Below are 26,096 nucleotides of genomic sequence, written 5' to 3'. Positions count from 1 at the left end.
ATCGCCGCCGGTCGCCCCCGGTCGTCACCGGGAGGAGCCGGAGCCGTCCTCGCCTGTGCCGTCCGCGTCCGGTCCCTCCGCGTCCGGTCCCTTCGCGTCCTCCTCGAACAGGGACATGTCGAACGCGGCCTCGCCCTTGACGAAGCTCTCCGGGGAGTCCAGGTCGTCCGCCGTGGGCATCAGGTCGGGGTGGCCCCACACGGCGTCCCTGCCCTCGATGCCCCGTTCGTCGCCCAGCGCCCTCCACAGGGCCGCCGCCTCGCGCAGCGTCCTCGGGCGCAACTCCAGGCCGACCAGGGTCGCGAAGGTCCGCTCCGCGGGTCCTCCGGTGGCGCGCCGCCGCCGGACCGTCTCGGCGAGGGCCGCGGCGGACGGCAGCTTGCCCTCGGCCGCCGCGTCGACCACGGTGGCGACCCAGCCCTCGACCAGCGCGAGCGCGGTCTCCAGCCGGACGAGCGCGGCCTTCTGCCGTTCGGTCTCCTCGGGCTTGAGCAACTCGCCGCCGCCCAGGATCTCCTGGAGCCGTTCCGGATTGCTGAGATCGAGCCCCTGAAGCTTCTCCTCGAGGGCCGAGACGTCCACCGTGATGCCCCTGGCGTACTCCTCGACAGCCCCGAGCAGATGCGCGCGCAGCCACGGGACGTGCTGGAACAGCCGGTGGTGCGCCGCCTCGCGCAGGGCGAGGTAGAGCCGGATCTCCTCCGACGGCGTCTCCAGCCCCGCGCTGAACGAGGCGATCCCGCCCGGCAGCAGCGCGGCCGTGTCCGAGAGCGGCAGGCCGATGTCGGACGACCCCACGACCTCGCGCGCGAGCGTCCCGAGGGCCTGGCCGATCTGCTGGCCGACCATCATGCCGCCCATCTGCTTGAGCATGCCCATGAGCGGCCCCGCCATGGCCTGCGCCTCAGGCGGGAGCCCGGAGGCGCCCAGCGTGCCGCCCATCGTCTCGACCATCCGGGCCGCGACCGGGTCGCACAGCTGCTTCCAGACCGGCACCGTCTTCTCGATCCACTCCGACCGGCTCCAGGCCTGAGGGTTCACCACTCCGCTGGGAAGGGTCGTCACCTCGTTGAGCCACAAATCGGCCAGATTGAGCGCGTCGACGATCTGTCGGCGCTCGCCCTCCATTACGCTCGGGTCACCTTCGGCGGCCACGACATGCCGGGCGATGTTCTTCGCCATGTCCCAGTTGACAGGGCCGGCGTCCGGCGAGGCGGACAACATGTCCGCGAACTGCCGCATGGCAGCGGCGATCTGCTCCGGACTGCCGAACATGGCGAACGGGTTCTCGTTGGGGTCGTTTTCGCGACCTGGCAGGTCAGTCACCGCGCCACCTCGTGCAGGATGGAGTAGTCCACATCCGCCACGTTATCCGCCGCGGGGCGGATCAGTGCAAAGTGAGGACCTCGTGCCTACCTCGAAACGCCTCCGTCCGCCCGTCGTCGCCGTCACCGGCGGCGCCTCCGGTATAGGCAGGGCGTTCCTCGCAAAAGTGGCCTCGTCTGCGGATTTCCGCCGCGTCGTGGCCATCGACGAACACCGCGGCGACGTCGCCGACGTCACCTGGCGGGTCCTCGACATCCGGGATCCGCTCTTGGCGAACCGCATCTCGGACGTGGACGTCCTGGTCCATCTGGGCTCGGACATGTCGCTGGACTCCGATCCCGCCGAGCGCCGCCGCTACAACGTCAGGGCCGCCCAGACCGTGCTCACCGCCTGCGCGGCGGCCCGGGTGCGCCGGGTGGTGCTGGTCACCAGCGCCATGGTGTACGGCGCGGCCGCCGACAACGAGGTGCCGCTGCCCGAGGACGGTCCCGTCGCGGCCGAACCCGACACCGGGCTCGTCGGCGACTTCCTGGAGATCGAGTCGCTCGTCCGGCGCTCGTCCCGGTCCCATCCCGGCCTGGAGGTGACCGTCCTCCGGCCCGCGGCGCTCGTCGGGCAGGGCGTCGACACCGTCATCACCCGGCACTTCGAGGCCCCACGGCTGCTGACGGTCAAGGGCTCCCTGCCCCGCTGGCAGTTCTGCCACGCCGACGACCTGGTGTCCGCCCTGGAGGCGGCCGCTCTCGGCCACGTGAGCGGTGTGGTCGCCGTCGGCTCCGACGGCTGGCTCGAGACCGACCAGGTGGAGGAGATCTCCGGGCTGCGCCGCCTGGAACTGCCCGCCGGGCTGACCTTCGGCACCGCGCAGCGACTGCACCGGCTGGGGATCACACCGGCCCCCGCCACCGACCTGCACTACGTCGTCTACCCCTGGGTGGTCGACGCCGCCGCGCTCCGCGAGGCCGGCTGGAAACCGGCCTGGACGAACGAGGCGGCTCTTCAGGAACTGCTCGAACTGCGAGAGGGAAGGCACGCCGTCGTGGGCCGGCGCCTGTCCGGCAAGGACGCCACGATCACCGCCGCCGGCGCCACCGTGGCCGTCATCGGCACCGCCGCGATCGTCCGCGCCGCCCGCAGAAAGCGGCGTGTTTGATTGCCTCGCCTCCGGCGAGGCGGGCTCGGGGCGCCTAGAGGCCGGGTCTTCCCTCGTCACGTCCTCGCTCGTTCCTCGCTGCGGGCGTTCCTCAGTCCAGATCCCGGCCGCGCCCCTCGCGTGACGGCTGAGGTCCGCGCCCGACCTGTCCAGACTGGGCCGCGCCCCTCGCGTGACGGCTGAGGTCCGCGCCCGGCCTGTCCAGACTGGGCCGCGCCGCTCGCGTGACGGCTGGGCTTCGTGGTTTCGGGAGGGCCGCGCCGCTCGCGTGACGGCTGGGGCTTGGTCGTTATCGGCTCGGGAGGCCCGGGCGTACTAACCTTTTGGGGTGGACGTCATCCGGTTGCTGGGGATTCGTGACACCCCGCTGTCCGTCGACGAGGTGCTGGGCGCCGTCGGCGATCACGCGGCGGGAGGGACGGCGCTGTTCGTCGGGACGGTGCGGGAGCAGGATCACGGCAGGCCGGTGCGGCTGCTGTCCTACTCCGCCCATCCGTCGGCGGCCGACGTGCTCCGGCGGGTGGCGGAGAAGGTGGCCGCCGACTACCCCGTCACGGCTCTGGCCGCGGTGCACCGCGTGGGAGACCTCGAACTGGGCGACATCGCGGTGATCGTCGCGGTCGCCTGCCCCCACCGGGGGGAGGCCTTCGAGGCGTCCCGCCGCCTGATCGACGATCTCAAGCAGGAGGTCCCGATCTGGAAGCACCAGGAGTTCACCGACGGAGACGCCGAGTGGGTCGGCGCCTGTGATTAGCGTCCCGGCGAACGCATAGAGTTCGTCCATGTCCCGACGCGCTTTGGCCCTGATGGTGGCAGGGTTCCTGACGGTCGCGCTCGCACTGTTCGGCGCCATGCTGCCCGTGCCGTACGTCGCGCTGAGCCCCGGACCGACGGAGAACACGATCGGGGACGTCAACGGCAAACCGGTGATCACCATCGACGGCCACGAGACCTACCCCACTGACGGCAAGCTCAGCCTGGTCACCGTCGCCTACCAGGGGGGTCCGGACAACCGGCTCGACCTTCTCACCGCGCTTCGCGGCTGGGCCAACCCGTCGATCGCCGTGGTGCCAGAAGAGGCGATCTTCCCCAGGACCTCGTCGCTGGAGCAGGTCGAGCAGGAGAACACCCAGGAGATGACCGACTCCCAGGAGTCGGCGACCGCGGCGGCGCTCAACGCCCTGAAGGTCCCGATTCAGGAGTCCATCACCGTGGCGCAGACCGACAAGGGCGCGCCCGCCGACGGGAAACTCAAGCCGGGCGACGTGATCACGGCCGTCGACGGCACGCAGGTCACCGCCCTCGACGCGGTGGCGACCGCCGTGCAGAAGCACAAGGCCGGGGACCCGGTCAGGTTCACCGTACGGCGTGGGGGGACCTCGACAGACGTCACGGTCACCGCGGGCAAGGCCGACGACGGCAGGACCGTGGTGGGCGTGCGGATGCAGACGTCGTACACGTTCCCGTTCAAGGTCGACATCAGCGTGGGCGACGTGGGGGGCCCGAGCGCGGGGCTCATGTTCTCCCTGGGCATCTACGACAAGCTGACCCCCGGCCCGATCACCGGAGGCAAGTCGGTGGCCGGCACCGGGACGATCGACCCCGCGGGGAACGTCGGGCCGATCGGCGGGATCGAGCAGAAGATGGTCGGCGCCAGGTCCGCCGGCGCCACGGTCTTCCTCACGCCAGCGGAGAACTGCGCGGACGCCGTCAAGGCCGCTCCGAAGGGCCTTCGGCTCGTCAGGGTCGACACTCTTTCCGGTGCGATCAAGGCGCTGGACACGCTCCGCACGGGTTCCGGCGACGTACCCGCCTGCACCGCGGGCTAGCCTGGGGAACACCCCCGCATTCTGGATCACACACCCGTCGATTTCGCGGTGTAGGTTTCCAGGCACGGACCGTTGCTCTGAGACAAGGGGATGGCGTTGAGCTTCCGGAGCCCCGGAGCCGGACGGGCGATGCGCTTGCCCCGACGGCCGAGACTTCTCATTCCCGTCACGATCGCCCTCGTGGCCCTCGTGGTGTTACTTCTGATCTTCGACGGGATCTACACGGACTTCCTGTGGTTCGACTCGGTGGACTTCTCGTCGGTCTTCTCGACGATGTTGCTCACCCAGATACTGCTGTTCGTCGTCGGCGCCGCGCTGATGGTGGGCATCGTGGGCGGCAACATGCTGCTCGCCCACCGCATGCGCCCGATGTTCGGGCCCGGCATGTTCGGGACGCCGCAGGGAGCCGACCGGTACCGCCTGGCGGTCGACCCGCACCGGCGCCTGGTCTTCCTGATCGGCATGGGCGTGCTCGCCCTGTTCACCGGCTCGTCGATCGCGGGCCAGTGGAAGACGTGGCTGCTGTTCATGAACGCCACGCCGTTCGGCCACAAGGACCCGCAGTTCAAGGTGGACGTGTCGTTCTTCATGTTCGACCTCCCGTTCCTGCGGATGGTGCTGAACTTCCTGTTCACGGCCGTAGTCCTGTCGATCGTGCTCGCGGCGATCGTGCACTACCTCTACGGCGGGTTCCGCATCCAGTCGCCCGGCGGGGTGAGCGCCTCGCGGGCCGCCCGCGCCCATCTGTCTGTGCTGCTCGGCGTCTTCGTCCTGCTCAAGGCCCTGGCGTACTGGCTTGACCGCTATCAGCTGGTCTTCTCCGACCGCGGTTTCGTCTACGGAGCCTCCTACACCGACGTCAACGCCGTGCTCCCCGCGAAGGGCATCCTCGCGGGCATCGCGCTGATCTGCGCCCTGATCTTCTTCCTCGGTGTGATCCGCCCCGGCGGGATGTGGCCGGGCGTCGCGTTCGGCCTCCTCGTGTTGTCGGCGATCCTCATCGGCACCGTCTACCCGGCCCTGGTCGAGCAGTTCCAGGTCAAGCCCAACCAGCAGGGCAAGGAAGAGCCGTACATCAAGCGGAACATCGACGAGACCCGCCTGGCGTACGGGGTGGACAAGACCAAGACCATTCCCTACCAGGCGCAGGGCACGCCGGAGGAGGGGCAGGCGGCCACCGACGAGACCGTGTCGGGCGTCCGGCTCCTCGACCCCGCGCTGGTGGCCAAGACCTTCCAGCAGAAGCAGCGGATCCGCGGCTTCTACGACTTCGCCGACCCGCTCGACGTCGACCGTTACAAGGGCGCGGACGGAACCGTCCGCGACCACGTCGTGGCGGTCCGTGAGCTCACCGGACCCCCGCCGGAGCAGGACAACTGGATCAACCGGCACCTGGTCTACACCCACGGCTACGGGTTCGTCGCCGCGCCCGGCAACGAGGTCGACACCGAGGGCCTGCCGGACTTCGACGCCAAGGACATGCCGGTCGCCGGGCCGCTCGTCACGGACACCGGGCTCAAGGAGCCCCGTATCTACTTCGGCGAGGGCGGCTCCGACTACGTGATCGTGGGCGGCTCGGCCGACGGCGCCAAGCAGGAGCTGGACTACCCGGCGAGCGGCGGCACCGGCCAGTCGAACAACACCTACACCGGCAGCGGCGGCGTGCCCGTCGGCTCGTTCTTCAATCGCCTGCTCTACGCCGTGAAGTACGGCGAGAAGAACCTGCTGTTGTCGGGCGACGTCAACTCGCAGTCCCGGATCCTCTACGACCGCGACCCGGCCCAGCGCGTCGCGAAGGTCGCCCCGTTCCTCAACCTCGACTCCGACCCGTACCCGGCGGTGGTCGACGGCCGGATCGTGTGGATCATCGACGCCTACACGACGGCGAACGAGTTCCCGTACTCGGAGAGCAAGAGCTTCTCCGACCTGATCAGGGACACCGCGACGGACCCGCGGGCGATCGCGCCGCAGCCGCGTGACCAGATCAACTACATCCGCAACTCGGTGAAGGCCACGGTCGACGCGTACGACGGCACCGTGAAGCTGTACGAGTGGGACGCGCAGGACCCGGTCCTGAAGTCCTGGGAGAAGGCGTTCCCGGGGATCATCCGGCCGCAGTCCGAGATGAGCCCGCAGCTCAAGGAGCACCTGCGCTACCCGGAGGACCTGTTCAAGGTGCAGCGTGACGTCCTGTCCCGCTACCACATCACCGACGCGAAGGCCTTCTACAGCGGCCAGGACTTCTGGAACGTCCCCGACGACCCGTCGTCCGGCGAGAAGAACATCAAGCAGCCTCCGTACTACCTGTCGGTCAAGATGCCCGACGCGCAGTCGTCGTTCTCGCTGACCACCACGTTCGTGCCCCGCCAGGGCCCGAACCTGGCGGCCTTCATGGCGGTGAACGCGACGCCGGGCAGCGGCTACGGAGAGCTGCAGATCCTGCGGATGCCGGCCAACACCACCATCGCCGGACCCGGGCAGGTGCAGAACACCTTCACCAACCGGTTCTCGGGTGAGCTCAACGTCCTTGGACTGGGCAAGGCCCAGATCCTGTACGGCAACCTGCTCACGCTGCCGTTCGCCGGGGGACTGGTGTACGTCGAGCCGGTCTACGTCCAGACGGCCGCGGGAGCGGGGCAGGAGCCCTATCCGATCCTCCGGCGAGTGCTGGTGATGTTCGGGGACAAGGTGGGGTCGGCCGACACGTTGAAGGAGGCCCTGAACCAGGTCTTCGGCACCGGTGAGGCGACCAACCCGGAGAGTCCGCCCGCGGAGACGCCGCAGACGAACGTGGACTCGCTGGCGGCCGTCATCGAGCAGGCCCAGAAGGCCTATCAGGACGCCCAGAGCGCGCTGTCGGCCAACCCGCCGGACTGGACCAAGTACGGGGCGGCGCAGGAGCAGCTGAAGCAGGCCCTGGACCAGCTCAACAGGCTGCAGGGCCAGGAGGGCACGCCGACCGCTACGCCGACGCCCACGCCCACGCCCGCCGCCACGGCGTCCACGCCGCCCCCGGCGAGCCCGAGTGCCTCGCCGAGCGGATGAGCCGCTGATTTGCCACTTCATCCCGCGCCGGATAATCTTGGCTTACCGACGCGGGGTGGAGCAGCTCGGTAGCTCGCTGGGCTCATAACCCAGAGGTCGCAGGTTCAAATCCTGTCCCCGCTACAAAGATCAGAAGGCCCCCGAACCGGGTTGGGTTCGGGGGCCTTCGTCATGTCACACCACTTTCGCCGACTCCCTCGTCCTGAGGACCGTCGATTCCAGCGGAGCCCTTCTTGATTTGCCGCTCTTCCATGGGAGCGCTATGGTTAAGGCATACCGACGCGGGGTGGAGCAGCTCGGTAGCTCGCTGGGCTCATAACCCAGAGGTCGCAGGTTCAAATCCTGTCCCCGCTACAAAGATCAGAAGGCCCGGACTCTTCAGAGTCCGGGCCTTCTGCGTTTCCGCTGGTCGATATGCCTTTTGTCGTGATACGACAACGTATGTCGGAGTGGTGTCGAAGCGTGACATTGAGTTCGGGCCGGTGAGTGGTGAAGGCTCCCGCCATGCAGGCCCGCATATCAATTGACGACGTGCCCGCCCTGGCCCGCGGTTGCGCAGTGCTCGGGACGGGGGGCGGCGGCGACGTCCGCGCAGGGGGGCTGGCCGCACGCCGGGCCATCCTCGAGTACGGCGAGGTCCCGCTCGTCCGGCTCGCGGAACTCCCCGACGACGCCCTGGTCCTCCCGCTCTCCGGCATCGGCGCGCCGACCGTGAGCCACGAGATGATCCACGCCGAGGACGAGCCGGTGCGGATCCGCGACGAGGTCGAGCGGATCTTCGGACGGCCTCCGGCGGCCGTGATGTCATCGGAGATCGGCGGCGGGAACGGAGTGGCCCCGGTGGCGTGGGCGGCCAGGCTCGGCCTGCCGCTGCTGGACGCCGACGCGATGGGACGCGCGTTCCCCGAGGTCCAGATGGTGTCCATGTACGTGGCCGGATTGCCGGCCAACCTCGTGATCATGTCTGACGTCGTCGGCAACGTCGTGACGATCCGCCCGGTCGACGGCCTGTGGTCGGAGCAGATCGCCCGGGCCGTCGCCGTGGCGTCCGGCTCCAGCGCGCTGATGGCCGACTACGTCATCACGGCGGCCGAGTGCCAGGGCGCGGTGATCGAGGGGACCGTGAGCCGGGCCATCGCCATCGGCAAGGCCACCGAGGGCGCGCAGGACCCGCTGGCCGCCCTGCAGGACGAACTCGGCGCCGTACGGCTCATCACGGGCAAGATCGCCGATCTGGACCGGCGGACCACCGGCGGGTTCGCGCGGGGCACGGTGACGATCGAGGGAACCGGAGACGACCGCGGAAGGACGCTCGGCCTGGAGATCCAGAACGAGAATCTGGTGGCCGTCGAAGACGGCCGGGTGAGAGCGATGGTGCCCGATTTGATCACAGTTGTGGATACTCAGGCGGCCACCGCCATCCAGACGGAGGGCCTCCGCTATGGTCAGCGGGTGACCGTGCTCGCGTGGCCCTGTGACCCGCTGTGGCGCACGCCCAAGGGCCTGGAGACGGCCGGTCCGCGAGCCTTCGGCTACGACCTCGACTACCTCCCCGTCGAAAAGATCGCGCCATGAGCGAGCGACCTGACCAGCGCACTCGCCTCCGCGTCGGGATCGACGTCGGCGGCACCAACACCGACGCCGTGGTGCTCGACGAGACCGACGCCGTCGTGGCCACCGCCAAGCGGCCCACCAGCCCCGACGTGACCGAGGGTCTGCGCGCCGCGCTGGACGCCGTCCTCGGCGAGCTCGACGACCCCTCACTGGTGACCCGCGTCATGCTGGGGACGACCCACGCGACCAACGCCATCCTGGAGCGCCGTGCGCTCGGGCGGGTCGCCGTGTTGCGGCTGGGCGCGCCCGCGACGACGTCCGTGCCTCCGCTGAGCGACTGGCCCGCGGATCTCAAGGACGTGGTGGCGGCGGGCACGGCGATCGTGCGCGGCGGGCACTTCGTCGACGGGCGGCCGATCGCGCCGCTCGACACGGACGCGGTCAAGCGGTTCCTCGCCGAGGTGGGGAGCGGGGCCGACGCCATCGCCGTCGCGGGGGTCTTCAGCCCGGGCAGCGCGGACCAGGAGAACCTGGTCGCCGAGATCATCCGCGCCGAGCTCGGTGACGTCGCGGTCAGCCTGAGCCACGAGATCGGCTCGCTCGGGCTGCTCGAGCGGGAGAACGCCACGGTGCTCAACGCCGCCCTGTACGGCGTCGCGCGTGACGTGACCACCGCCCTTCAGGACGCGCTGGAGTCGCGCGGGCTGAAGGTGGAGACCTTCTTCGCCCAGAACGACGGCACGCTGATGGCCGTCGACTACGCCGCCCGTTATCCCGTGCTGACCATCGGTTCGGGGCCGGCCAACTCCCTGCGGGGCGCGGCCTACCTGTCCGGAGTGGAGGACGCGATCGTCGCCGACGTCGGCGGCACCTCGACGGACCTCGGCGTCCTGGTCGGCGGGTTCCCGCGGGAGTCCGCCGCGGCCGTGGAGATCGGCGGCGTCACGACCAACTTCCGGATGCCCGACATCCTGTCGATCGCCCTCGGCGGGGGCACTATGGTCGGCGCCGAGCCGCGGTCGGTCGGCTACCGGATCGGGCAGGAGGCCCTGGTGTTCGGCGGGCCGACCCCGACGATGACCGACGCCGCGGTGGCCGTCGGCAGAGGGGTCGTCGGCACCCACGGCGTTCCTGACCGGTGGCGCGACCGGCTGGCCGAGGCCGTGGCGCGGGCCGACGAGCTCGTCGCGGACGCGGTCGACCGGGTGGCGCTGGGGAAGGCCGACCGGCCGCTCATCGCGGTGGGCGGCGGAGCGTTGCTGCTGGCGGAGCACATTCCTGGGGCGAGCGAGGTGATCCGGCCGCGCCACGCGGAGGTCGCCAACGCGGTCGGCGCGGCGATCGCGCTCGCGAGCGGCCGGCTCGAAACGATCGTGCCGACCGGAAACGGCGGAGCCGCCCGTGCCGCCTTGATCGAGAAGGCCAAGGAGGAGGCGGCCGCGAGAGCCGTCGCCGCCGGGGCCGATCCGGCGTCGGTCCAGATCGTGGAGCTCAGCGAGATCCCCCTCAGCTACCTGCCGGAGCCGGCTGTGCGCCTGCAGGTAAAGGCTGCCGGCCCTCTCAGCCGGTAGGCCGGTGGAAACGAAAGGAACCCCCACAAATGCGCTGGCACAAGCGTCTGCTCGCGGCGGGAGCCGTGGCCGTCGTGGCCCTCACCTCCGCGTGTGGTGGTGGCAAGGTCCGCGGCGCCGAAGACTCCCCGCAGGCGGGCACGTCTCAGAGCGCGGCTGACGCCACTTTCACATATGTCCCCAACCTCGACGTGGTCACGGACTGGGACCCCGCGAGCTCGTACTCCAACGAGATCATCGCGATGGAGAACGTCTACGAGTCGCTGACGAGGTACAACCCGCAGACCAAGAAGGCGGAGCCCCGGCTCGCGACGTCCTGGACCAGCTCGCCGGACGGCAAGGAGTGGACCTTCACGCTCCGGCCGGGCGTGCAGTTCCACACCGGCAAGCCGCTCGACGCCGCGGCGGCCAAGGCCTCCATCGAGCGCACCATCAAGGTCGGCCAGGGCGCCGCCTACATCTGGGGCGCGGTCGACACGATCGAGGCCAAGGACGCCACCACGCTGGTGATCAAGCTGAAGTACCCGACGGCGCTCGACCTGGTCGCCTCCGCCGGATACGCGTCCTACATCTACGACACCACCGCCGCCACGGGCGACCTGGGCAAGTGGTTCAACGAGGGACACGACGCCGGCTCGGGGCCGTACACGATCGACTCCTGGCAGAAGGGCCAGGAGACCGAGCTCACGCTGAAGAAGTTCGACGGCTACTGGGGCGGCTGGAGCGGCCAGCACTACTCCAAGATCGCCTTCCGGGTCACCCCCGAGCTCACGACCGCGTGGCAGCTGTTGCAGCGGGGTGAGGTCAGCTTCGTCCAGCGCCTCAACTCCCAGCTGTTCCAGCAGGCGAGCGGCACCGCCAACGTGCAGACCTCGCAGACGCCCTCGTTCCAGAACCTGCTGGCGCTGTTCAACACCGAGAGCGGCCCGCTCAAGGACGTCAGGCTCCGGCAGGCGATCCAGAAGTCCATCGACTACGACGGTCTGGTCGCCGCGCTGAAGGGCGCCGGGGTGCAGGCCAGCGGCCTGGTGCCGGACGGTCTGCTCGGCTTCACGCCGGGCCAGGCGCCCAAGCAGGACCTTCCGGGCGCCGAGGCGCTGCTCAAGGAGGCCGGTTACGGGCCGGGCGGCAAGCCGCTCGACCTCACCCTGACCTACGCCCAGGGCGACAGCGACCAGGAGGTGCTCGTCACGCTGCTGACGTCGGCCCTCGACAAGCTCAACGTCAAGCTGACGGCCAAGCCGCTGCAGTGGACCACGCAGTGGGACCAGGGCAAGTCGAAGGACACGGCGAAGCGCCAGGACATCTTCGTCATGTACTGGTACCCGGACTACGCCGACGCCTACTCGTGGTTCGTGAACGTCTTCCGCAGCGCGGACCCCATCTCGTTCAACCTCTCCTACATGAAGAACGACGCGATCGACAAGGAGATCGACTCGCTGCCGGAGCTCACCGCGATCGACAAGCCGGGGGCCGAGAAGGCGTACGCCGACCTCCAGTCGAAGATCATCGGCGAGCAGGCCGCGGTGGCGGTGCCGTACGTCCAGAACTACCAGCGGGCCTTCGCCAAGTCGGTCCAGGGGTATGCGGACAACCCCGCCTACCCGAACGTGGTGTTCGTCTACGACCTCAAGCCCGGTGCCTGAGGCATGCTCCGTTATCTGACCCGCCGGCTCGGCCAGGCCATCCTGGTCGTGGCCGGCGTGGTCATCCTCACGTTCGTCATCATGCGGCTGGTTCCCGGGGACCCGGCCGTGGCGTACGCGGGGCCGAGGGCGTCGCCGGCGGAGCTCGCCGCGGCGCGCGCTCGGTTCGGGCTGGACGACTCGCTGCCGGTCCAGCTCTGGAACTACGTGCGTGACCTGCTCGGGGGGGACTGGGGCACGAGCCTCCACACTCGCCGGCCGGTCCGCGACGACCTGTTCCAGGCGTTCCCCGCGTCCCTGGAGCTGGTCGGCGCCGCGCTGGTCGTGGCGATCGTCGTGGGAATTCCGCTGGGGGTCGCGGCCGCCCGCTACAAGGGGAAATTTCCGGATCTGTCGATTCGGGTCTCCTCGATGCTGGCCGTCTCCGTGCCGGTGTTCTGGCTCGCCCTCGCTCTGCAGACCCTCTTCGCCAGCGGCCTGGGCTGGTTCCCGGTCGCGGGGGAGTACGACGCGAACCTCGACCAGACGAGCCCGCTGCACGTCTACACGAACATCACCGCCGTGGACGCCCTGTTCACCGGCAACTGGCCGATCCTGGGCAGCACCCTCGCACACCTCGTGCTGCCCGCTCTGGTGATCGCCGCCTACCCGGCCGGCGTCATCGCCCAGATGACCCGTGCCGCCCTGATCGAGGAGTCGTCCCGCGACCACGCCCGGCTGGAACGCGCCCTCGGCTTCGGCGAGACCTCGGTGCTCACCCGCTTCGCCCTACGCCCGGCGCTCAACCCGGTGTTGTCGCTCATCGCCCTCGTCTTCGCGTACTCGATCGTGAACGGCTTCCTCGTCGAGGCCGTGTTCAACTGGCCGGGGCTCGGCCGCTACGCCGCCGACTCCATCCGGTCGCTGGACACCCCGGCGATCGCCGGGGTCACCCTGCTCGTCGCGATCCTGTACGTCGTCGCCAACCTGGCCGTGGACCTGGTCCAGGGCGTGATCGACCCGAGGGTGAGGTCGCGATGACCATCTCAGGCCCGGCCGGGGCTCCCACGCTCCAGCCACGGCTTCGCCGTACGGCACTGCGCGGCCTTGCGGGCATGGACCGGCTGGCCACCGTGGGCGCGGTGCTGCTCGCGATCATCGTGCTCGCCGCGCTGCTGGCCCCGCTGATCGCGCCGTACCCGGAGGACGGCGGCTCGGCCACGCATCCGCTGGAGGCGCTACTGCCGCCGAGCGGAGCGCACTGGTTCGGGACCGACCAGGTCGGCCGCGACGTGCTCAGCCGGGTCCTGTACGGCGCGCGGACCTCGCTGCTGATCGCGGTGGCGGTGCTGGTGATCTCCGGCGTCGTCGGGGTCGTCCTCGGCGTCGTGGCGGGATACGCCGGAGGCTGGGTGCGCGACGTGATCATGCGGATCACCGACATCTTCCTCGCGTTCCCCGCGCTGCTGCTCTCGCTCGCCCTGGCCGTGGTGCTCCAGCCCAGCGTCACCACGGTGATCGTGGCCATCTCCGTCACCTGGTGGCCGTGGTACGCCAGGCTCACCGCCTCGGTGGCGGCCTCGGTGGCCACCCGCGGGTTCGTCGACTCCGCCCGCTGCCTGGGGGTCCCTGCGCCGGTCATCGTCTTCCGGCACGTCCTGCCGAACTCCCTGACGCCGGTCCTCGTGCAGTTGTCCCTCGACGGCGGTGGCGTCATCCTCACCGCGGCCGCCCTTTCCTATCTGGGCCTGGGCGCCCACGAGCCGACCTCCGAATGGGGGCTCATGGTCCAGCAGGGCCAGTCCCTGTTCACCACCGACTGGTGGGTGGTCACCTGCCCGGGCGTGGCCATCCTCATCACCGCCTTCGCCTTCAACGTGCTCGGCGAGGGACTGAGGGCGAGGCTGGCGCGATGATCAGGATCAGGAACCTCGCCGTCAGGATCGGCGACCGGGTGATCGCGTCCGTACCCGAACTCGACGTGGCCGCAGGAGAGTGCGTGGCCATCGTCGGCGAGAGCGGGTCGGGCAAGACGACGACGCTGCTCGCCACGCTCGGCCTGGTCGAGGGCGCGGCCGTCTCCGGTGAGATCCGTGTCGGAGACGTCGACGTGCTCACGGCCGCACCCGCCGACCTCCTGCGGATCCGCGGTTCGCGGGCCGCGCTCGTCATGCAGAGCCCGCAGGCCGCGCTCAACCCCACGATGCGGCTCGGCACGCTGATGCGCCGCGCGCTCGCCCGGCACGGGGTCAAGGGCGGCGAGGCGCGACGCCGGGCGGAGGAGGCGGTCGCCGCGGTGCTGCTCGACCCCCTCATTCTCCGGCGCTATCCGCACCAGGTGTCCGGAGGGCAGGCGCAGCGGTTCGCCATCGCGCTGGCACTCGCCCTCGGCGCCGAGGTCGTCCTGGCCGACGAGCCGACGAGCGCGCTCGACGTGACCGTGCAGGCGGAGGTCGTCGCCGTGCTGCGGCGGCTGCGTGACGAGCGCGGCCTCGCCGTGCTGCTCGTCTCCCACGACCTGGCCCTCGTCTCCACGATCGCCGACCGCGTCGTGGTCATGAAGGAGGGAGCCGTGGTGGAGAGCGGCCACGCCGACGCCGTCTTCAGCCGGCCGAGTGACGCCTACACACGCGAGCTGATCGCGGCGGTTCCCCGGCTCCCCGGTGACCCCGGTGAGCGGCCGGGCGAGGAGGAGACATGAGCGAGCGGCCCGCCGTGCTGGGCGCGGAGGCGGTCACCCTGGCCTACGGGCACACGGCCGTCGTCCACGACGTCAGCCTGTCGGTCGGCGAGGGCGGAATCGGCCTCATCGGCGAGAGCGGCTCGGGCAAGACCACGCTCGCCCGCGCCCTGCTGGGCCTGCTGCGTCCTCGCTCCGGCACGATCACGTACGGCTCTCGCGACCTGACCTCGCTCGACCGCAAGGAGCGGGCCAGGTTCCGCAGTGACGTGCAGCCCGTCTTCCAGGACGGCAGCGAGGCGCTCGACCCGAGGATGACCGTGGAGGCGTCGATCGGCGAGGCGCTGACGACGCACCACAGGATGGCGAAGGCCGACCGCCGCTCGAGGGTGGCCGAACTCCTGACCGACGTCGGCCTCGATCCGGCCCTGACCGGGCGCAGGCCCCACCAGATGTCGGGTGGCCAGCGGCAGCGGGTCGCGATCGCCCGCGCCCTGGCCGTGGAGCCCCGCCTGCTCGTGCTGGACGAGCCGACGAGCGCGCTCGACGTGACCGTCCAGGCGAGGATCCTCGACCTGCTCGAGCGGCTCGCGGCCGAGCACGGCCTCGGGTACCTGCTCATCACGCACAACCTCGGCGTCGTCGACCGGCTCTGCCGTACGTCGCACGTGTTGTTCGCCGGCCGGGTGGTGGAGTCGGGGCCGACGACGGACCTGCTCACCCGTCCCGCCCATCCGTACACCCTGGCGTTGCGCGACGCCGTCCCGAGGCTGGGCGGAGAGCCGCCCCGCCCAGCCGGTAGGACCGAGGCGACGCCGGCCGAGTCCGGCTGCCCGTTCCGGCTGCGGTGCCCGTTCGCCGTCGACGTGTGTGGGAAGGAGGCACCGCAGTTCCGGGACGTACAGGGGCGTATGGTGGCATGTCATCGCGCCGAGGACGTGCTGGCCCGCGAAGGTGAGGTCCCCCATGCACCACGTAAGTGACCTGCTTCGGACGCCCGCGGGCCGGCGCCTGACGCTCGTCGCGGGCCCCTGGGACGCCCGGGCGGTCGAGAGCGTCATCCTGGCCGACGAGATGCGCGAACTGGAGGCGGCCGCGCGGGGCGCGCTCGCCATCCTGTCCCGTCACGCCATGCACGGCGCGGGCGTCCTCGAGGCGCTGGCCGTCGCCGGCCGGAGGGAACTGGCCGCGATCGTGGTGCCCGGCCCGTCGGGAACCTCGCCGGACATCGTCGGCGCGGCGCGCAGGGCCGGAGTCGCGCTGCTGACGGGCGCCTCCGACCAGCCGCTCTCTGAGACCGTCCTCGGGCTCAGCGCGGTGCTGCGAGCCGACCCCACTCTTCTGCTGCGACGCACCCGTGACGCGATCGAAGGGCTCGGCGCCATCGAGGGGGCCGGGGAGGACGACATCCTCCGGGCGGCGTCCGGCGCCATAGGCGTCGAGTACGGCGTGACGGAGGTCGCAGGACCGTCCGCCAACTCCGCCGTGATCCGGGTCGACGGCCGCCCCGACGGCTATGTGTGCTGGGACGGGGAGGACCCCGCCGCCGCCATCGTCGCGGGCGTCGTCGCCACCACCCTCGGCCGCGTCCGCGCGTCCGCGCGCGCCGCTGAGGGCGCACGCGAACAGGCGGTGCTCGCCCTGCTGCGCGCCGGGGTGAAGGAGGTCCGGACGGCGGCCCGCCGCGCACGGCACGAGGGCGTGCCGGTGGAAGGCTGGCACGTGGCGGTCTTCCTGCGTGACCCCGCGTCTCCCGCCGGGCCGGCCGAGGCCGTGACCCGGCAGGTGCGCCGAGCGGTGGCCACGGCCTCCTGGAATGAGGACCTCGCCGGCCCTCCGCTCGTCACCCGCTGGCAGGACGGCATCCTCGTCCTCCTGACGACGGATGAGCAGGTCGCCGGAGATCTGCCGGCCGACGCGTGGCCGCGGCTGACCGCGGGGATCGGCACCTGCCAGCCCGGCCCGGACGGGCTGCGCCGTACGGCGTCGCAGGCGAGGGCGGCGGCCGCCAGGGCGGCCGCGGGCGAAGCGGCCAGGTTCGACCGGCTGGGGGTCCACGCGATCCTCGCCGAACTGGGCGGCAGCGACAGCGCACTGGTCGCCGCGCGGGACATGCTGGCCCCCCTGGACGGCCTCGGCGTGCTCGCGGATCACGCCGTGCCCACCCTCAAGGCGTATCTGGACAGCTGGGGGTCGCGGACCCGGGCCGCGGAACTGCTCAATCTGCACCCGAACGCGGTGGCCCACCGGATCAGGCGCATCAGCGAGGCGCTCGGCGCCGACCTGTCGGACCCGCAGACCCGCTTCGCGCTGCACGTGGCCTGCCACGTCGTTCTCGACCGGGAATGTCTCCCCGGCACAACGGACGCCGTCTCGTCGTTGTGAGGCCACATCGACGCAATCTCACGGTGGTCCTACGTTGCCAGTCATGGCAACGGTCATCGGAGTGGACGTCGGCGGAACCTTCACGGACCTCGTGCTTCACGACGCGGCGACAGGCGAGATCAGGGTGGCCAAGCAGCCCACCACCCCGGCGGCGCCCGAGCTCGGCGTGCTGGCCGCGGTGGACGCGGCGGTGCCTCCCGAACTCCTGGCCCGCAGCGGCCACTTCGTCCACGGAACGACCGTCGGCCTGAACGCGCTGCTCGAACGCCGCGGCGCGACCGTCGGACTGATCACCACGGCCGGGTTCCGCGACGTGCTGGAGATCCGGCGCGGCGACCGCGACGACCCCTACGACCTGTTCTGGACACCGCCGCCGCCCCTCGTCCCGCGACGCCTGCGGGCCGAGGCCGCCGAGCGGGTCGCCGCGGACGGCACGGTGGTCCGGGCGCTCGACCCCGAAAGCGTACGGGAGGCGGCCCGGCTGTTCGCGGCCGAGGGAGTCGACGCTGTGGCGATCGTCCTGATGAACTCCTACGCGAACCCGGGTCACGAAGTGCTGGCGGCCGAACTGCTCCGCGAGGCCGGGTTCGACGGGCCCATCTCGCTGTCGCACGACGTGTCGGGGGAGTACCGGGAGTACGAGCGGACCTGCACCACGGTCGTGGACGCCTTCGTCCGCCATCGGATGGGCCCCTACCTGCACAATCTCGAGCGTGAGCTGCGCGGGCGCGGATTCGCCGGCGAACTGCTCGTGACCAGGTCGGGCGGCGGCGCGCTCACCCTCGCGGAGGCGGCGGCACGGCCGTTCGAGACCATCCTTTCCGGACCGGTCGCCGGGGCCGTCGCCACGGCGCGGCTGTCGCAGACCCTCGGTCTCCGCACGGCCGTCGCCGCCGACGTCGGCGGCACCAGCTTCGACACGGCCCTGATCGAGGACGGCAGACTTCCCCTGCTGTTCCAGGGCGAGGTCATGGGGCTCCCGCTGCAGAGCCCCTGGGTCGACGTCCGGTCGGTGGGCGCGGGCGGCGGTTCCGTCGCGGTCGCCGACGCGGGCGGCCTGCTCCGCGTCGGCCCGCGCAGCGCGGGTGCGGTGCCCGGGCCCGCGTCGTACCTGCGCGGCGGCACGGAGCCGACGGTCACCGACGCCGCCCTGCACCTCGGCATGATCCCCGCGGGCCACATCTCCGGTGGGATATCCCTGTCCCCGGAGAAGGCCGCAGAGGTGCTGGCGCCGCTGGCGGAGCCGACCGGGATCGCCGGCGCCGACGTCGTGGCCGAAGGCGTCATCAGGATCGCCACGGCCAACATGGCCCAGGCGGTGCGCGGCGTGACGGTCGAACGGGGCGTCGACCCGCGCGGCGCGGCCATCGTCGCCTTCGGCGGCGCGGGCCCGCTGTTCGGCTGCCTCCTCGCGAACGAACTCGACGTCGACACGGTCGTCATCCCGCCGAACGCGGGCAACTTCTCCGCCGTCGGGCTCGTCCAGGCCGACATCGTGCGGTCGGCGGCCCGGACGATGGTCCGGCCCCTCGACGAGGAGGCGCTCCCGGCGATCGAGGCGATGGCCGGCGCGCTGTTCGGACGGCTCTCGACGGCTGGGGCCGTACGGGAGGTCGACCTGGACCTGCGCCACCGCGGTCAGGAGCACACGCTGACGATCCCCCTGCGCCTGGGTGAGGACGACGTCGCGGCCGTCGCGGACCGGTTCTCCGCGGCCTACCACCGCACGTTCGGGCACCAGTTGCCCGACCCGCTCGAGGTGGTCACCGTCAGGGCGACCACGAGGATCGTGCTCGACGGGGAGCGCCCGCTGGTGCCCGCGCCGCCGTCGGGCGCGGCGGCCGGTGCGACGATCCGGCTGTGGTCGTTCGCCCGCCGCGCCTGGGCTGACGCCCAGGTCGTGCCGAGACAGGGATTCTCCGGGCCGGCGGAGGGGCCCCTCCTGGTCGTGGAGCCGACCGCGACGACGTACGTGGACGCGGGCTTCACCGCGGAGGCCCATCCCAGCGGCTGTCTGCTGATCACACGGAAGGACGGCGACCGATGACGAGCATCGTCCGCACCCGCTACACCGAGGCGAACCCCGGGCTCGGCGACGGAGCCGACCCGGTGACGACGGAGATCATCCGCCAGGGGCTCAACGCCGCCGCCGATCAGATGAAGCAGTCGCTGATCCGCACGGCGTTCTCGCCGATCATCTACGAGGCGCTGGACTTCGCCGTCGCGTTCTACGACGCCGACCTGTGCATGCTCGCCCAGGCGCCGACTCTGCCCGCGTTCATGGGCACGCTGGGCTTCTGCGTGCAGGAGGCGGTCGAGGCCGTCGGCGGGGCGGGAGCCCTGTGCCCGGGCGACGTGATCCTGTACAACGACCCCTACGGGACCGGCTCGCACCCACAGGACGCCGCGATGGTCGTGCCGGTCTTCACGGGCGAGGGCGACGTCCTCGTCGGCTACGCGGTGATCAAGGCGCACTGGCTGGACATCGGCGGCAAGGACCCCTACTGCACCGACACGGTCGACGTGCACCAGGAGGGGACCATCTTCCCCGGCGTCAAGCTCTACGACGCCGGGCGCCTGGTCAGCGACGTCTACCGGATGATCCTGGCCAACAGCCGGATGCCGGAGATGGTCATCGGCGACATCAACGCCATGGTCGCCGGAGCCAGGACGGGAGCCGAGGCGCTCGTCGCGCTGGTGCGCCGCTACGGCCTGGACACCTTCCGCCGGTGCGTCGCCCGCATGTACGCGCACGGCGAGACGCTGGTGCGCGGCTGGTTCGAGCGGCTGCCCGACGGCGTCTACACGGCGGAGAGCACGATCGACTCCGACGGGGTGAACGGCCTGCCGATCCGCTTCGGCGTCCAGGTCTCGATCAGCGGCTCGTCGGTGACCGTGGACCTCACCGACTGCCCCGACCAGGTGGGGGGCCCGGTCAACTGCCCGCTCCCCTCGACGGTGGCGGCCGTCCGGATCGCCGTGGCCTTCCTCGGCGGTTCCAACGAGCAGCCCAACGAGGGGCACTTCCGGCCGCTCGAGCTGATCACGAGGCGCGGCTCGCTCTTCCATCCCGTACGGCCGGCTCCCTGCTTCATGTACGGGATCCCGTCCGACCACGCCATCGAGCTCATCATCCGCGCGCTTGCCGACGCCGTGCCCGGATCGGTGCCGGCGGCGAGCGGCGGCGACATCAACGCCCTGGTGTGGTGGGGGAACAGGGAGGCGACCGGCGAACCCTGGGCCGACGGGGCGCCGCACCCGGTCGGGCAGGGCGCCTCACCGACCGCGGACGGTGCCAGCGCGCTGATGTACATCTCCGAGTCGGCCACCCGCCTGACCCCCGCCGAGATCTGGGAGGCCCGCAATCCCTGGCGGATCGAGCGCCTCGCCCTGGCGGAGGACTCGGGCGGCCCCGGGACCCACCGGGGCGGGCTCGGGCTCGACCTGTCCTTCCGCGTGCTCGAGGACCAGTACCTGACCGCCGGTCTGGCCAGGACGGCCCTGGAGCCGTGGGGTCTGTCCGGCGGCCTCGCGGGACGGCCCAACCGGCTCACCGTCGAATACCCCGACGGGCGCGCGGAGGACTTCTCCCTGAAGACCCGGATCTTCCTGCCCAAGGACGCGGTCGTGCACCTGCGCACCGGGTCGGGCGGCGGGTACGGCCCGCCGTCCGGGCGGGATCCCGAGGCCGTCCGGGCCGATCTGCGGGAGGGCTACATCACCGCCGAACACGCGAGGCGGCACTACCCCCACGCGTTGTAGTTCAGCGACGGAAGGGCCGGCGCCCTCAAACGGCGCCGGCCCTTCCATTTGTCGGAGGCCGTGGACCCAGCGGGCCGCGCGGCCGCACGCGTCACAGGGCGCGAAGCCCGTGGATCACCTCGGTCAGGATGCTCGCGCTCGGCAGCTGGGACACGCTCGCGGGCGGGCGCACCTGGACCAGCCCCTGCTCGTGCAGGTCGCCGACCAGCACGCGCACGACGCCCAGCGGAAGGTCGATCGCCGCGGCGATGTCCGCGAGGGGGGTCGCCCGCGCGCACAGGCTGAGGATCATCCACTGTTCCGGGTCGAGGCTGACCGGGGTCGGCCCGCCCGTGGCGGTCACGATGGCCACCAGGTCGATCGCCTTGTTCGCGGGCAGAACCCGCCCGCGCGTCAGCGCGTACGCCGGAACGAGCGGCCCCGCCTCCTCGTCCAGCCACTGGTCGTGGTGGGTGCGCTCGGTCATGACCTCTCCTCGCCGGGCTCCTGGCTGTCTTGGGTTCCCCGGCTCAGCGAGGCAAGAATGATGTCCTCCGGCGTGACCTCGTCGGTCGCCAGGCGCGCCAGATCGGGATCCTTCGGAGAGTCGATCAGCGCGGTCGGGATGAGCACGATCGCGGTCGTCCCTCCGTACGGTGAGGGCCGGAGCGTCACCGAGATCTCGCGACGGGCGGCGAGCCTGGAGACCACGAACAGGCCCATCCTGTCGGTGTCGGCGAGATCGAACTCCGGCGGGCTGGCCAGGCGCTCGTTGAGCTCGGCCAGCCGCTCGGGGGTCATGCCCAGGCCGCGGTCCTCGATCTCCACCACGAAGCCGTTGCCCACGAGCTCTCCGCGGACCGAGACCGAGGTGTGCGGCGGCGAGAAGATCGTCGCGTTCTCGATCAGTTCGGCGACGAGGTGGATGGTGTCGGCGACCGCCGTGCCGTCGAGCCGGTGCTCCTCCATCGGGAACACGGTCACCCGCGCGTAGTCCTCGACCTCGGCGGCCGCGCCGCGTACGACGTCGTACAGGGGGACCGGCTTGCGCCAGGCGCGGCCCGGCACCGAGCCCGACAGGATGATCAGGCCTTCGGCGTGACGGCGCATGCGAGTCGTCAGGTGGTCGAGGCGGAACAGGTCCTCGAGGGTCTCCGGCTCGGTCGTGCGGCGCTGCATGCCGTCGAGCTGGGTGCGCTGCCGGTGCAGCAGCGTCTGGCTGCGCCTGGCCAGGTTGAGGAAGACCTGCCCGACGCCCCGCTGGAGTTTCGCCTGCCCGACCGCTGCCTCGACGGCGGTCTGCTGCACGGTCGAGAAGGCGTGGCCGACGTCCTGGATCTCCGCGGTCTCGCCGATGGCCGGCATCGGCGGAGCCTCGGTGGCGATGTCGACGTCCTCGCCCTTCTTGAGCTTCTCCAGCACGCGCGGCAGCCGTACGTTGGCGAGGTCGAGCGCGGCCTGCCGCAGGGTGGCCAGCTCACGCGCGATGCGGGAGCCGAGTCGCATCGAGATGAGGATCGACGCGAGCACCGCGACCAGTCCGACGCCACCCACGATGACGGCCCGGGTGAGGATCGAGTCGGCGATCGGCGCCGCACGCTCGGTCAGCTTGGTACCGGCGTCCGTCTGCGCCTGCTGGAACGACTCGGCGATGTCGTCGGAGGTCGTCTGCCAGACCTGTTCGGTCCGGGCGGTGAGCGCACCACCGGAGATGATCTTCTCTTCCTGCAGCCGGAGCCGCTGGTAGAGCGGAGTGGTGATCAGGTTGACGTTCATCTGCCGCAGGCCCTCGTCCAGCTCGGGGAGGGCCTGGTCGATGAGGAAGCGCCGGTTGCCCACGAGCTGGGTGAACAGCTTGCGTTCCTCGTCGGTCATCGTGCCGGAGGCCGAGGCCGCGGAGGCGATCGCCTGCTCGCGGGTCAGCAGCTCCTTGGCGTACCCGAGCGAGATGACCACGCGGGACTGCTGGTAGATCGGGATGTCGTCGATCAGCGCCAGGCTGTAGTGCATCCGGTAGATCGAGTCGGAGACGAGGTTGTAGGTCTCGATCGCACGCAGGCGGTCGGACAGACCCTCGTCGATCTCCGCCCGGATCTCGTCCAGCTGGCCGAGGCCGCCCAGCATCTCGTCCACCTGGGCGCGCATGGTCGGCGTCGTCGCGGAGCGCGAGGAGTCCGAGAGCGCGAGCCGCCGGACCGAGTCGCGGGCGGCGTTGGTGCGCAGTCGCTGCGCCTCCATGTCGGAGCGGCCCGCGTGGTTCGCCGACCCGAGGTAGCGCGCGGAGTCGAGACGCTCCCGCTGGAGTTCGACGATCAGCTTGTCTGCGGGCTGGCGGAGCGTGGACCACAGGGTGTTGTACGTCCGCAGCCGGAGGCTGTCGCCGATGGTGACACCGGCCGTGACGGCCCACAGGGCCACCAGAGAGAGGAGCGGCACCACGAGCAGGCCGATAAGCCTGAACCTGATCGACCGGTCACGCCTACGGGGACTCATGGCACCTCGTCCCGATGGGGATGATGAGCTTTCCGCTGATCTCTTGTGAGACAGGGAGAGAGGTTATCAGCGCTATGTTTCAAATGAGAGTTCTGCGATGAGATGTCAGGAAATATCGTTGGTAATCGTGATCATGCGGTAGTTTCGATCATGGTAGCTCATGGTGGAAAGGACCTCACGCCGCATGCGCCGTCTGCTCATCCTGGGTCTCGTGGCCTTCCTGGCCCTGACCGGCTGCGGTGGGGGAACGGTGGCCGAGACCACCGCCGGAACCACCACCAGTCCCAAGGACTCGAAATTCGTTTACGTGTCCAACCTGGACGTCATCACCGACTGGGACCCCGCGACCTCGTACTCCAACGAGGTCATCGCGCTGCAGAACGTCTACGACTCGCTGACGGTCTACAACCCGGTGACCAAGCGAGCCGGAGCGCGTCTCGCGACCAAGTGGACGTCGTCGTCGGACGGTAAGACCTGGACGTTCACGCTGCGCGACGGCGTGAAGTTCCACAGCGGCAAGCCGCTGGACGCCACCTCGGTGAAGGCGTCCATCGAGCGGACCAAACGGCTCGCGGGTGGCGCGGCCTACATCTGGGACTGCGTCCAGAACATCACGGTCAAGGACCCGCTCACGGTCGAGTTCACCCTCAAGTACCCGGCCCCGCTCGACCTGATCGCCTCGGCGGACTACTCCGCCTACATCTACGACACCGCGGCCGCCGGCTCGGGGGACCTCACGAAGTGGTTCCAGCAGGGCAGGGACGCGGGCTCCGGGCCGTACACGGTCGCGACCTGGAAGAAGGGCGCGCGCAGCGAACTCACGCTGCGCGCCTTCGACGGATACTGGGGCGGCTGGGACGGCGCGCACTACAAGAACATCGAGTTCGTCGTCACGCCCAACCTGAACACGGCGTGGCAGCAGTTGCTGCGCGGTGAGGTGAGCTTCGTGCAGCGGCTCAACCCGACCCTGTACCGCAAGGCCGAGACGACCGCCGGTGTGCGCACCCTGCAGGTCCCCTCGTTCCAGAACATGCTCGTGCTCTTCAACTCCGCGTCAGGCCCGCTCAAGGACGTACGGCTTCGGCAGGCGGTGCAGAAGGCGATCGACTACGACGGCCTCATCACCGCGCTCAAGGGGGCCGGAGCCACGGCGAACGGGCTGGTGCCCGAGGGTCTGCTCGGCCACTCCAGCAAGATCGCCCCGAAGCAGGACATCCCCGGCGCGACCACACTGCTCCAGCAGGCGGGGTACGGCCCCGGCGGCAAGCAACTCGAGCTGACGCTGACCTACGCACAGGGCGACGACGACGAACAGGTGCTCGTCGAGCAGCTCACCCAGACGCTAGCGCAGCTCAACGTCCACGTGAACGCCTTGGCGATGCAGTGGAACCCGCAGTGGGACCAGGGCAAGTCGAAGGACCTCACCAAGCGCCAGGACATCTTCGTCATGTACTGGTGGCCCGACTACGCCGACGCGTACTCGTGGTTCCTCAACGTCTTCCACAGCGGCGAGCCGGTGTCGTTCAACCTCACCTACCTGAAGAGCAAGGCTCTGGACAACCAGATCGACAAGCTGCCGTCACTGGTGGCCACGGATCGTTCCGCCGCGGAGAAGGCGTACTTCGAACTCCAGCGGACGCTCATCGACCAGAACGCGGTCGTCGCGGTGCCGTGGGTGTCGAACTACCAGCGCGCGTATCTCGGCAACGTCCAGGGGTACACCGACAACCCGGCGTATCCCAACGTGGTGTTCGTGCACGACCTCATCCCTGGCGGATGACCCGGTCTCTCCCCCTGCCGACGGGGCCGGTCCGGCCCCGTCATGCCCCCTTGTCGACCGTACGGCCGCTCAGCCCCGGAGCTTGCGCGTGACGCCCACGCAGCGACCACCGAGGCGAACCGGAGCGGAGCGCCGGGGTGCGGCCGGCTCACCGATGCACGCCAGGAGAGCCTGGGCGGTCCGCGCATCCGAGAGGATGCGCTCGATCTGCTCGCCGGACGGCAGCTGCCCGTGCTTGCCGAGCTCGTGCTCCAGGAACGTCATCGGCGACGCGTCTCCGGCCATGTCCGCGGCGACGGTCGCGCGGGCGGCGGTCAGCAACCCTAAGTAGTAGGTGCGCAGAAGCGACTCACGCATGCGCGCCTGCTCGAGGTCGTCGAGCAGTTCCCTGGCGATGTCGAGCAGACCCCCCGAACGGGGGTCCTCGGCCGCGATGTGTGCGCGAATGTCGTCGAACTCCGACCGCGTCATGATGGCCACCTCCACCGGCGGGAGCAGAGGCGGCTTGGCTGCCGCCGAGTGAAGACTCCCGCATCCTCTTCGTAGCGCGAGGCGATTGCGGGCGACTTGACATCCGGTTGCGCGGGCGCCGGGACTTCGCTTCGGGTCGTGGCCCTCCCGAGCGAACCCGCTGCTGTGGACACCTCGCCCCTCATACCGTCCCTCTCCCCGATCCGTCTCGCGTCGCCGGCGTGCTCACCGTCGCGCTACTTAGATGCTTGAACGAACGATCCGGTTGTCCCTTAACGCCCGCCTCTTTTCATGGGCTTCCCGGAGCCGTCCTGAGGGGAGTGTGCGAGCCCCGCTACGCGTGTCCGCCGGTCACGGAGGGCGACTGCGGCCGATGTGGGCAACTCCGAGGACAGCCTCCCAAGGCGGATGGGTCCGCTCCTTTCGGATCAAGGTGGTCTCAA

General features: G+C 70.5%; 19 protein-coding genes and 2 tRNA genes. 17 read left to right on the top strand and 4 right to left on the bottom strand.

Annotated elements, in window-relative coordinates; translation table 11 throughout:
• Positions 1–24 precede the first annotated feature (24 nt).
• Positions 25–1,326 carry a zinc-dependent metalloprotease gene (locus tag Pka01_RS15945; protein WP_373318152.1) on the bottom strand — a complete coding sequence of 434 codons (1,302 nt, stop codon included), beginning with the start codon at positions 1,324–1,326 and terminating at the stop codon, positions 25–27.
• Between the two features lie 82 nt (positions 1,327–1,408).
• On the opposite strand from Pka01_RS15945, the gene Pka01_RS15940 reads away from it, so the two are divergent.
• From Pka01_RS15940 to Pka01_RS15865, 16 genes are all read left to right on the top strand, one after another.
• Positions 1,409–2,479, top strand: a complete 1,071-nt coding sequence (locus Pka01_RS15940; protein ID WP_239115026.1) for an NAD-dependent epimerase/dehydratase family protein — start codon at positions 1,409–1,411, stop codon at positions 2,477–2,479.
• Positions 2,480–2,807: 328 nt separating this feature from the next.
• Entirely contained in the window at positions 2,808–3,233 is a 426-nt protein-coding gene (locus Pka01_RS15935) for a molybdenum cofactor biosynthesis protein MoaE (RefSeq protein ID WP_203883538.1), read from the top strand.
• 28 nt (positions 3,234–3,261) lie between these two features.
• The gene (locus Pka01_RS15930) at positions 3,262–4,308 is read left to right on the top strand and encodes a YlbL family protein (RefSeq protein WP_203883537.1); all 1,047 of its coding nucleotides are present in this window, start codon (positions 3,262–3,264) and stop codon (positions 4,306–4,308) included.
• Positions 4,309–4,437: 129 nt separating this feature from the next.
• Entirely contained in the window at positions 4,438–7,353 is a 2,916-nt protein-coding gene (locus Pka01_RS15925; RefSeq protein ID WP_239115025.1) for a UPF0182 family membrane protein, read from the top strand.
• 49 nt (positions 7,354–7,402) lie between these two features.
• Positions 7,403–7,476, top strand: a tRNA-Met gene (locus Pka01_RS15920).
• 157 nt (positions 7,477–7,633) lie between these two features.
• A tRNA-Met gene (locus tag Pka01_RS15915) sits at positions 7,634–7,707 on the top strand.
• Between the two features lie 150 nt (positions 7,708–7,857).
• Positions 7,858–8,928, top strand: a complete 1,071-nt coding sequence (locus tag Pka01_RS15910) for an S-methyl thiohydantoin desulfurase family protein (protein WP_239115024.1) — start codon at positions 7,858–7,860, stop codon at positions 8,926–8,928.
• A complete protein-coding gene (locus Pka01_RS15905) occupies positions 8,925–10,478 on the top strand; it encodes a hydantoinase/oxoprolinase N-terminal domain-containing protein (RefSeq protein WP_203883535.1) in 1,554 nt (517 codons plus the stop codon). The genes Pka01_RS15910 and Pka01_RS15905 overlap by 4 nt, the downstream gene beginning before the upstream one ends.
• A gap of 29 nt (positions 10,479–10,507) precedes the next feature.
• Complete coding sequence (locus Pka01_RS15900; protein ID WP_203883534.1) at positions 10,508–12,124, top strand: ABC transporter substrate-binding protein; 1,617 nt, start codon at positions 10,508–10,510, stop codon at positions 12,122–12,124.
• A gap of 3 nt (positions 12,125–12,127) precedes the next feature.
• Positions 12,128–13,144, top strand: a complete 1,017-nt coding sequence (locus Pka01_RS15895; protein ID WP_203883533.1) for an ABC transporter permease — start codon at positions 12,128–12,130, stop codon at positions 13,142–13,144.
• Complete coding sequence (locus tag Pka01_RS15890) at positions 13,141–14,019, top strand: ABC transporter permease (RefSeq protein ID WP_239115023.1); 879 nt, start codon at positions 13,141–13,143, stop codon at positions 14,017–14,019. Before Pka01_RS15895 ends, Pka01_RS15890 begins: the two co-directional genes overlap by 4 nt.
• Positions 14,016–14,804, top strand: coding sequence for an ATP-binding cassette domain-containing protein (locus tag Pka01_RS15885; RefSeq protein WP_203883532.1), 789 nt, complete (start codon positions 14,016–14,018; stop codon positions 14,802–14,804). The genes Pka01_RS15890 and Pka01_RS15885 overlap by 4 nt, the downstream gene beginning before the upstream one ends.
• Entirely contained in the window at positions 14,801–15,766 is a 966-nt protein-coding gene (locus tag Pka01_RS15880; RefSeq protein WP_203883531.1) for an ABC transporter ATP-binding protein, read from the top strand. Before Pka01_RS15885 ends, Pka01_RS15880 begins: the two co-directional genes overlap by 4 nt.
• The gene (locus Pka01_RS15875) at positions 15,750–17,168 is read left to right on the top strand and encodes a PucR family transcriptional regulator (RefSeq protein ID WP_203883530.1); all 1,419 of its coding nucleotides are present in this window, start codon (positions 15,750–15,752) and stop codon (positions 17,166–17,168) included. Before Pka01_RS15880 ends, Pka01_RS15875 begins: the two co-directional genes overlap by 17 nt.
• Before the next feature lie 43 nt (positions 17,169–17,211).
• Positions 17,212–19,215 (top strand): hydantoinase/oxoprolinase family protein, encoded by a 2,004-nt coding sequence (locus Pka01_RS15870; RefSeq protein ID WP_203883529.1) that lies wholly within the window; start codon positions 17,212–17,214, stop codon positions 19,213–19,215.
• Complete coding sequence (locus Pka01_RS15865; protein ID WP_203883528.1) at positions 19,212–20,930, top strand: hydantoinase B/oxoprolinase family protein; 1,719 nt, start codon at positions 19,212–19,214, stop codon at positions 20,928–20,930. The genes Pka01_RS15870 and Pka01_RS15865 overlap by 4 nt, the downstream gene beginning before the upstream one ends.
• A 91-nt stretch (positions 20,931–21,021) precedes the next feature.
• Here Pka01_RS15865 and Pka01_RS15860 read toward each other — a convergent pair whose 3' ends face one another.
• Both Pka01_RS15860 and Pka01_RS15855 read right to left on the bottom strand, forming a co-directional pair.
• The gene (locus Pka01_RS15860) at positions 21,022–21,396 is read right to left on the bottom strand and encodes a DUF742 domain-containing protein (RefSeq protein WP_203883527.1); all 375 of its coding nucleotides are present in this window, start codon (positions 21,394–21,396) and stop codon (positions 21,022–21,024) included.
• Entirely contained in the window at positions 21,393–23,402 is a 2,010-nt protein-coding gene (locus Pka01_RS15855) for a sensor histidine kinase (protein WP_203883526.1), read from the bottom strand. Before Pka01_RS15855 ends, Pka01_RS15860 begins: the two co-directional genes overlap by 4 nt.
• A 184-nt stretch (positions 23,403–23,586) precedes the next feature.
• Here Pka01_RS15855 and Pka01_RS15850 point away from each other — a divergent pair, with 184 nt between their 5' ends.
• A complete protein-coding gene (locus tag Pka01_RS15850) occupies positions 23,587–25,182 on the top strand; it encodes an ABC transporter substrate-binding protein (protein ID WP_203883525.1) in 1,596 nt (531 codons plus the stop codon).
• A gap of 69 nt (positions 25,183–25,251) precedes the next feature.
• Here the strand turns inward: Pka01_RS15850 and Pka01_RS15845 are convergent, their stop codons facing one another.
• Positions 25,252–25,653 (bottom strand): hypothetical protein, encoded by a 402-nt coding sequence (locus Pka01_RS15845; RefSeq protein ID WP_239115022.1) that lies wholly within the window; start codon positions 25,651–25,653, stop codon positions 25,252–25,254.
• Positions 25,654–26,096: the final 443 nt, after the last annotated feature.

Source organism: Planotetraspora kaengkrachanensis, assembly GCF_016862895.1.
GTDB classification, from domain to species: domain Bacteria; phylum Actinomycetota; class Actinomycetes; order Streptosporangiales; family Streptosporangiaceae; genus Planotetraspora; species Planotetraspora kaengkrachanensis.
This window is presented reverse-complemented; position numbering and strand designations above follow the sequence as displayed.

Bases quoted from the DNA above. Each gene is read 5' to 3' on its own strand.
- Pka01_RS15880 (WP_203883531.1), top strand. From the start codon at position 14,801: ATGAGCGAGCGGCCCGCCGTGCTGGGCGCGGAGGCGGTCACCCTGGCC.
- Pka01_RS15875 (WP_203883530.1), top strand. From the start codon at position 15,750: ATGCACCACGTAAGTGACCTGCTTCGGACGCCCGCGGGCCGGCGCCTG.
- Pka01_RS15930 (WP_203883537.1), top strand. From the start codon at position 3,262: ATGTCCCGACGCGCTTTGGCCCTGATGGTGGCAGGGTTCCTGACGGTC.
- Pka01_RS15890 (WP_239115023.1), top strand. From the start codon at position 13,141: ATGACCATCTCAGGCCCGGCCGGGGCTCCCACGCTCCAGCCACGGCTT.
- Pka01_RS15860 (WP_203883527.1), bottom strand. From the start codon at position 21,396: ATGACCGAGCGCACCCACCACGACCAGTGGCTGGACGAGGAGGCGGGG.
- Pka01_RS15895 (WP_203883533.1), top strand. From the start codon at position 12,128: ATGCTCCGTTATCTGACCCGCCGGCTCGGCCAGGCCATCCTGGTCGTG.
- Pka01_RS15845 (WP_239115022.1), bottom strand. From the start codon at position 25,653: ATGACGCGGTCGGAGTTCGACGACATTCGCGCACACATCGCGGCCGAG.
- Pka01_RS15925 (WP_239115025.1), top strand. From the start codon at position 4,438: ATGCGCTTGCCCCGACGGCCGAGACTTCTCATTCCCGTCACGATCGCC.
- Pka01_RS15910 (WP_239115024.1), top strand. From the start codon at position 7,858: ATGCAGGCCCGCATATCAATTGACGACGTGCCCGCCCTGGCCCGCGGT.
- Pka01_RS15885 (WP_203883532.1), top strand. From the start codon at position 14,016: ATGATCAGGATCAGGAACCTCGCCGTCAGGATCGGCGACCGGGTGATC.
- Pka01_RS15855 (WP_203883526.1), bottom strand. From the start codon at position 23,402: ATGAGTCCCCGTAGGCGTGACCGGTCGATCAGGTTCAGGCTTATCGGC.
- Pka01_RS15865 (WP_203883528.1), top strand. From the start codon at position 19,212: ATGACGAGCATCGTCCGCACCCGCTACACCGAGGCGAACCCCGGGCTC.
- Pka01_RS15905 (WP_203883535.1), top strand. From the start codon at position 8,925: ATGAGCGAGCGACCTGACCAGCGCACTCGCCTCCGCGTCGGGATCGAC.
- Pka01_RS15900 (WP_203883534.1), top strand. From the start codon at position 10,508: ATGCGCTGGCACAAGCGTCTGCTCGCGGCGGGAGCCGTGGCCGTCGTG.
- Pka01_RS15870 (WP_203883529.1), top strand. From the start codon at position 17,212: ATGGCAACGGTCATCGGAGTGGACGTCGGCGGAACCTTCACGGACCTC.
- Pka01_RS15850 (WP_203883525.1), top strand. From the start codon at position 23,587: ATGCGCCGTCTGCTCATCCTGGGTCTCGTGGCCTTCCTGGCCCTGACC.